The organism is Myxococcus sp. AB025B, assembly GCF_006518215.1.
Classification (GTDB): Bacteria; Myxococcota; Myxococcia; order Myxococcales; family Myxococcaceae; genus Myxococcus; species Myxococcus fulvus.
This window is the reverse complement of the sequence record NZ_SRLW01000438.1, coordinates 1-6126: the sequence shown is the minus strand read 5'-3', so window position 1 is coordinate 6126 and position 6126 is coordinate 1. Positions and strand designations below refer to the sequence as shown.

Sequence of the window (6126 nt, the reverse complement as noted above, 5' to 3'; positions counted from 1 at the left end):
CCCGTCCCCCTGCTCCACCATCGCCGACTTGCGCGCGGAGAACAGGTGCCGGTGCGGCCCCTTCATCCCGATGCGCCACACGCCCGCGGCCGGCAACCCCACCAGCTTCAGTCGCGTCTTCTCCAGCACGCTCACGGAGCCCTCGGGCCCATGCAGCGGGAAGAGACTCACGTCGCCGTGGAGCTCGCCTCCGTCGAAGGTCAGGTACAGATGGCCGAGGTCCTCGGGAAAGGGGACGCCACACTCCGTCTCCGCCCGCCGGACCTCATCCGCGGACACACCCGATGACGCGGCCTTCGCTGACTTCCGCAGTGCCTCCAACCACTCGTGCATGACCCCTCCACGACACGTCCGATGCCGCCACCTTACGGCGGCTGTGCCCCTGAGCGCAGTGCGCACCTGAAGCTTTTGACGCCCCGCACACGAATGCTCCAGCCCCCAAGGCAACGCCCCGCGAGCCCATCCCGGGACCTATCACGACAACCGCCAACCCGGGCTGCCTCCTTCCACTCCCTCGCAAGCCGGCCCCTCCTCCAGCCCGGGGCCCTCGCCTCCGCCAGTGCTTCCGCGGTCCCTGGGACGCCCGCCCTCCCCCGGGAAGCCAGCCCGTCCGGGCCCCACCCGGCTTGAAGGCCGACGGGCGGACCGTTACCCATGGGGCATGGCACATCCGGTCAGCTACGAGGGAACGGCGGAGAACTTCGACCAGCTCGTCATGCAACCCCAGGGCGAGCTCGTCGTCGTGGACTTCTGGGGCGACGGCTGCCCGAACTGTGAAATCTACGCGGCCGCCGAGCCCGAGCTCCTCTCCGAACTGGAGGGCGCGAGGATGCGCGTGGTGAAGGTGAACGCCTATCAGCACGAGTCCCTGGCCCACCGCTTCGGGCTCTACGGCATCCCCACCTTCCTGCTGTTCCGCGACGGGAAGCTCATCGGGAAGATGAGCCAGTACTACGGGAAGGCGTACTGGCTCGGCGTCGTCCGCGAGCACCTGCCCGCCGCGTGACGCGGGCCATCACGCCCCACCCTTTCGCGGTGCCATCCCGGGGAATCGCATAGGGTGGCGCCATGAAGAAGACGCCCAGGAAGCCTCGTCACGCGCCCCAGGCCCACCGGCTCCCACCTCCGTCCGCGGAGCTGGCGGAGCTGCTCGGACGACTCGAGACAGGTGACGCCGATGCGCGCTGGGAGGCCTCCATGTCGCTCATGAAGGTCGGTGACGCCGTCGCGGCCGAGCACGTGGCCCGGCTGCTGCGGACCGCCGACGACGTCCGGGCGCGCGAGGTCTCCGCGTGGCTGCTGTGCAGCCTCGGTGATGGCAAGCCCTCCATCGTCGACGCGCTGCTCCAGTCCGTCGAGGACACCTCCGAGAGCATGGACGTGCGAGGCCAGGCCGTCGAGGCCCTGGGCTCCCAGCGCACGATGGTGCCGGCCCTGCGTGAGCGCGTGCTGGGCATCCTCGTCGAGCTGCTGGAGCACCCCGCCGCGGAGCTGCGCTTCTGGGCCTGCTTCGCGCTCGGCGCCTTCCGCTACCGGCCCGCCCTCCCCGCGCTGCGCAGGGTGGCCCAGGAGGATGAGCGGGTGAATCCCGGCTGGTGGTACGTCAGCGAGGAAGCGCTCGACGCAATTGCCCAGATCGAGTCACGGGAGTACCCAGACCGTATCCCCGTGCTCCAACGCGACCGCGCCGTCCCCTGACGCACCGTCTCCCCGTACGAGGCGTCGCCACCTCCCGAACGCCTCCACCGACAGCGGGACGGCCTGACGCCTCGCCGCGCTTCTCGCGGCCTCCGTCCCACGTCCTCCGCCGCGTGGACCCGTGCCGGGGAACATGGAGCACGGGAAGTTCCCATCCTTGGGGGCAGCGTGGTTGATGCGACGCGCACCCGTTACGAACATGGAACCTCGCGGTTGGCGGTCCAATCATGGGGGGCAGTCCGAAATGACGAAGCATCGACTGGGGCAAAGGCTCACGCATATCGCTTGTCTGCTGTCGCTGTGGGCGGGGGCCATGGCCTGCGGAGAGGGACACCTGGAGGCGCCAGGAGCAGCCGCGCCGGTGGACGGGCTGGAGACCCGGACCGCGAGGCAGAGTCCGGCCTTCACGGAGGACCTCTTCTACGACAACTGCCCGACCGCGTCGGTCGCGCAGGGCCCCACGCTCTACGTGTCGAAGAGCGGCCCGAGGGACCCGTCCAAGCCGCTCGGCTCCGACCTGAACCCGTACAGCACCATCATGGCCGCGGTGAAGGCGGCCCGGCCGGGCAACATCATCCTGGTGCGTCAGGGCGACTACAACGAGCAGGTCGCCATCACCGCGCCGAAGGGCGCGCGTCCCGGCACCGCCACCGCGCCCATCGTCCTGCGCGGGGAGCAGGCCGGCCGCCCTCGCATCCTCCCCGCCGCGACCAACGTGGGCAGCCTGGTCCACATCAGTCAGCCCTACTGGGTCGTCCAGTTCTTCGAGGTGGACGTGCGCGAGCGGCCCTCGTTCGCCGTGCTCTTCGAGAACACCACCACGTGCTCCCAGGTCCTCGACTCCAAGCTGCACGGCGGCCGCGCGGGCGCCGGTGTCGTCACCAGCTACGCGGACTTCGTCCTCATCGACGACAATGAAATCTACGACTTCTCCAAGCAGAACACCGACTCGCACGGCGTGGCGATCCGCGGCGTGACGCGGAACGTGTTCATCGTGGAGAACGACATCCACGACGTCTCCGGGGACGCGGTGCAATGTCAGCCCAATGGCGGCAGGCCCGCCGTCATCCTCGTCGAGCGCAATCGCTTGCATGACACCGGGGAGAACGGGGTCGACGTCAAGGCGTGCGACGACCTGCTCCTGCACGAGAACAAGATCTACAACTTCCCCAACCTCGCGAAGTACCCCTGGCAGGCGAACACCTCCGCCGCGGAGGGCGTGCTGGTGCACGAGGACGCGACGAACGTCCAGATCCTCTACAACGAAATCTGGAACGCGGGCCGGGGCATCTCCATCGGCGGCAACAACGTCATCGACATGCCCGTGAACGTGCAGATCGAAGGCAACCACGTGCACGACATCTACGACTATGCGAAGCGCAACAACGGCCAGGGCATCCGCATCGTCAAGGCGAGGGGGGTGACGCTGCTGGGGAACATCATCGAGCGGACGTACGACGCCGGCCTGCGCCTGGCGGCGGACCCGCCCAACGCCGTGCCGGGGCTGCTGGTCTACAAGAACACCCTGCGGGACATGCGGCTGTTCGTGCGGCTGGGTGCCAGGGCATACCGGCCCGGCCTGGGCATGGACCTCAATCGCTACGAGGGCGCTTCGGGGGTCTTCACCATCACCGACGAGCTGTGGGAGGGAAGCCACGCCCGCTGGCGCGCGGTGCTCGCGCCGCTCTACCTGGACCAGTTTTCGGAGCGCATCATCCCCAGCTCCCGGCCCAAGGAGCTGACGGACGACGAGGGCGCACGTCGATCCCGGGTGAGTCGTCAGCCCAGGCCGCGCTGATGGACAGGGCCCATGCCCGCCGCGGGCCTTGCGTGGCGGGAGGCTTCAGCTTCCCGTCTGCTTTGCCTAATCTCGGGTGCTCCTTCAACCCGGAGCACGCTGGTGGCGCGCATCGCATTCGTGGTGATTCCCCCTTTCGCGGACTGGGAGCCGGCGCTGCTGGCCGCGGGAGCGCGGGATGACTTCGGTGACCAGGTCTCCTGGTGGTCCCCGGGAGGCCGTCCCGTGCCGTCCATCGGGGGCATGACCCTCCAGGTGGATGGCGCGGTCGAGGACTTCTCCCCGGAGAAGGCGGACGCGCTGGTGCTGATTGGCTCCAGCAGCTGGATGACGCCGCAGAGTCCGGACCTGACGCCCCTGCTGCGCCGCGCGGTGGAGGCGGGGCTCGTCGTCGCGGGCATCTGCGGCGCGACGCTGGCGCTGGCTCGCGCGGGGCTGCTCGAGGGGCGCGCGCACACGAGCAATGACCTGCAGTTCCTCCAGAAGCACGCCCCGGGCTACCAGGGCGCCGCGCACTATCGCGACGTGCCGCAGGCGGTGAGGGACGGGCGCATCATCACGGCGTCCGGAGCGGCGCCCACCACGTTCGCCACCGAGGTGCTCGGCGCGCTGCACCCCGACGCGGGCCAGGCGATGGCGGACTTCCGCGCGTTCTTCGCTCGCGAGCACCAGACCCCTTGAGGAGCACTCCGCCATGACCATCATCGAGCCCTTGCTGCTCGCCACCGGCGCCCTGGGCGGCCTCACGGGCGCCATCCTGGGCGTGCGCGCCGAGCCCTGGTGGGGCGTCGACGGAGTCCTCGGCGGCGTCATGCGGGGCTTCGGAGGCTTCGTGGGCGGCGCGCTCGCGATGCCCCTGGTCTCGTGTGGGATTCTCTACGTGCTGGGCCTGCTGCTGACGCGCCGCGATTCGCGGGGAAAGCCCGAACGCTAGACGGCACATGGGGGAGGGAAGGTGCGTGGAGCCCGTCTTCCACGCAGTCGACGAAGCGCCCCGACGGCCCTTGGCCCGTGCCTCCTGGCGACCTACTCTCCGGACAGCGCCATGGCCCACACCCCCTACCACGTCGACCCGGATGACCCACGTGCTCCACCACAGGAGGTCTGGGACCAGCTGACGCCCGAGGAGCAGGCGCGAATCGTCGACAGCCTCCCGTCCGAGTTCCCCGTCTCCGAGGCCCACCCTCCGGAAGGAGACCCGCACTACGAGGCCAAGGTCCGGGCTCGCGAGGTGCTCGGCGGCTTCTTCTCGCGCGTCGGCCGCAAGGTGTACCTGGCCTGCGAGCTGCCCGTGTACTACCCCGGGGAGAACATGTTCGCCCCGGACGTCATCGCCGTCCTGGACGTGGAGCACCGCGCGCGCATGCGCTGGATGGTGAGCACGGAGAAGAAGGGCGTGGACCTGGCGCTGGAGGTCATGGTCGCGGGCGAGCGACGCAAGGACCTCGAACGCAACGTGGAGCGATATGCGCGCCTGGGCATCCGCGAGTACTTCGTCTTCGACCGGGGCCGCCTGCGACTCAACGGCTGGCGGCTCGAGGCAGGGCGTCGCAGCTACACGCCCATCCTTCCGCAGCACGGGGTCTATCGCTCCGAGGTGCTCGGTCTGGACCTCCAGATAGACGACGAGCGACTGCGCTTCTACTTCGGCGGCGCGCCTCTGCCTGAAGCCCATGAGATGATTTCCCGCCTCGAGCACATGGTCGAGCGCGTGGAGGCCAGCCGGCTCGAGTTGGAGCACCAGCTCGCCGAGGAGCTGCGGCGGCGTGAGGAGGAGACCCGGCGGCGCAAGGAGGAGACCCGGCGGCGCGAGGAGGCCACTCGCCTGCAACAGGAGGAGACCCGCCGACGCGAGGAGGCCACTCGCCTGCAACAGGAGGAGACCCAGCGGCGCGAGGACGCCGAACGGCGGCTGGCCGAGGCGCTCGCGGAGTTGGAACAGCTCCGCGGGACTCGCAAGTAGTCCTCGCGAGCCCGCGCGTCTCAGTCCTGATAGCCCCGCGCCTGCAGGCGGAACAGGTGCGCGTAGCGGCCGTCCTTCGCCATCAGCTCGTCGTGGCTGCCCAGCTCGTCCACGCCGCCGTTGTGCAGCACCGCGATCTGGTCCGCCATCCGCACCGTGGAGAACCGGTGCGAAATCACGATGGCGATGCGGTCCGCCGCCAACGCCTGGAACCGCTCGAACAACGCGTGCTCCGCCTCCGCGTCGATGCTCGCCGTCGGCTCGTCCAGAATCAGCACCTCCGCGTCGTCCCGCATGAACGCCCGCGCCACCGCCAGCTTCTGCCACTGCCCCGCCGACAGCTCCTGCCCCTTCTCGAACCACCCGCCCAGCATCGTGTCGTACTGCCCCGGCAACGCCTCGATGACCCCGCTCGCCCCACCCAATTGCGCCGCCTTCACGATGCGCTCCCGGTCCTCCAACGCCGGCACGTGCCCCAACCCGATGTTCTCCGCCACGTTGAACTGGTAGCGCACGAAGTCCTGGAACACCGCCCCGAAGCGCGAGCGCAAATCCCCCACGTCCATGTCCCGGAGGTCCACGCCCCCGTACAGAATGGCCCCCTCCGCCGGCTCGTACATCCGCAGCAGCAGCTTCACCAACGTGCTCCTGTCTCTTATACACCTCT

8 protein-coding genes are annotated in these 6126 nt (G+C 69.4%); 6 read left to right on the top strand and 2 right to left on the bottom strand.

From position 1 onward, the window contains the following. The coding region (locus tag FL311_RS40185) for an SMI1/KNR4 family protein (RefSeq protein ID WP_141332929.1) at positions 1-333 on the bottom strand (333 nt) is incomplete at its 3' end. 328 nt (positions 334-661) lie between these two features. On the opposite strand from FL311_RS40185, the gene FL311_RS40180 reads away from it, so the two are divergent. The 6 genes from FL311_RS40180 to FL311_RS40155 all read left to right on the top strand — a co-directional run bounded on the left by FL311_RS40180 (position 662) and on the right by FL311_RS40155 (position 5459). Then, on the top strand, positions 662-1006 hold the full coding sequence (locus tag FL311_RS40180; protein ID WP_141332928.1) for a co-chaperone YbbN: 345 nt from the start codon (positions 662-664) through the stop codon (positions 1004-1006). Positions 1007-1068: 62 nt separating this feature from the next. Continuing rightward, a complete protein-coding gene (locus FL311_RS40175; RefSeq protein ID WP_141332927.1) occupies positions 1069-1698 on the top strand; it encodes a HEAT repeat domain-containing protein in 630 nt (209 codons plus the stop codon). A gap of 244 nt (positions 1699-1942) precedes the next feature. Beyond that, on the top strand, positions 1943-3496 hold the full coding sequence (locus FL311_RS40170; protein WP_141332926.1) for a right-handed parallel beta-helix repeat-containing protein: 1554 nt from the start codon (positions 1943-1945) through the stop codon (positions 3494-3496). A 102-nt stretch (positions 3497-3598) separates the two neighbouring features. Continuing rightward, positions 3599-4177 carry a type 1 glutamine amidotransferase family protein gene (locus FL311_RS40165; protein WP_141332925.1) on the top strand — a complete coding sequence of 193 codons (579 nt, stop codon included), beginning with the start codon at positions 3599-3601 and terminating at the stop codon, positions 4175-4177. A gap of 13 nt (positions 4178-4190) precedes the next feature. Further along, on the top strand, positions 4191-4430 hold the full coding sequence (locus tag FL311_RS40160) for a hypothetical protein (RefSeq protein ID WP_141332924.1): 240 nt from the start codon (positions 4191-4193) through the stop codon (positions 4428-4430). Between the two features lie 111 nt (positions 4431-4541). Then, positions 4542-5459: a Uma2 family endonuclease gene (locus FL311_RS40155; protein ID WP_141332923.1), complete on the top strand. Its 918-nt coding sequence runs from the start codon at positions 4542-4544 to the stop codon at positions 5457-5459. Between the two features lie 20 nt (positions 5460-5479). Here FL311_RS40155 and FL311_RS40150 read toward each other — a convergent pair. Next, on the bottom strand, positions 5480-6126 hold a 647-nt coding region (locus FL311_RS40150), incomplete at its 5' end, for an ABC transporter ATP-binding protein (RefSeq protein ID WP_141332922.1).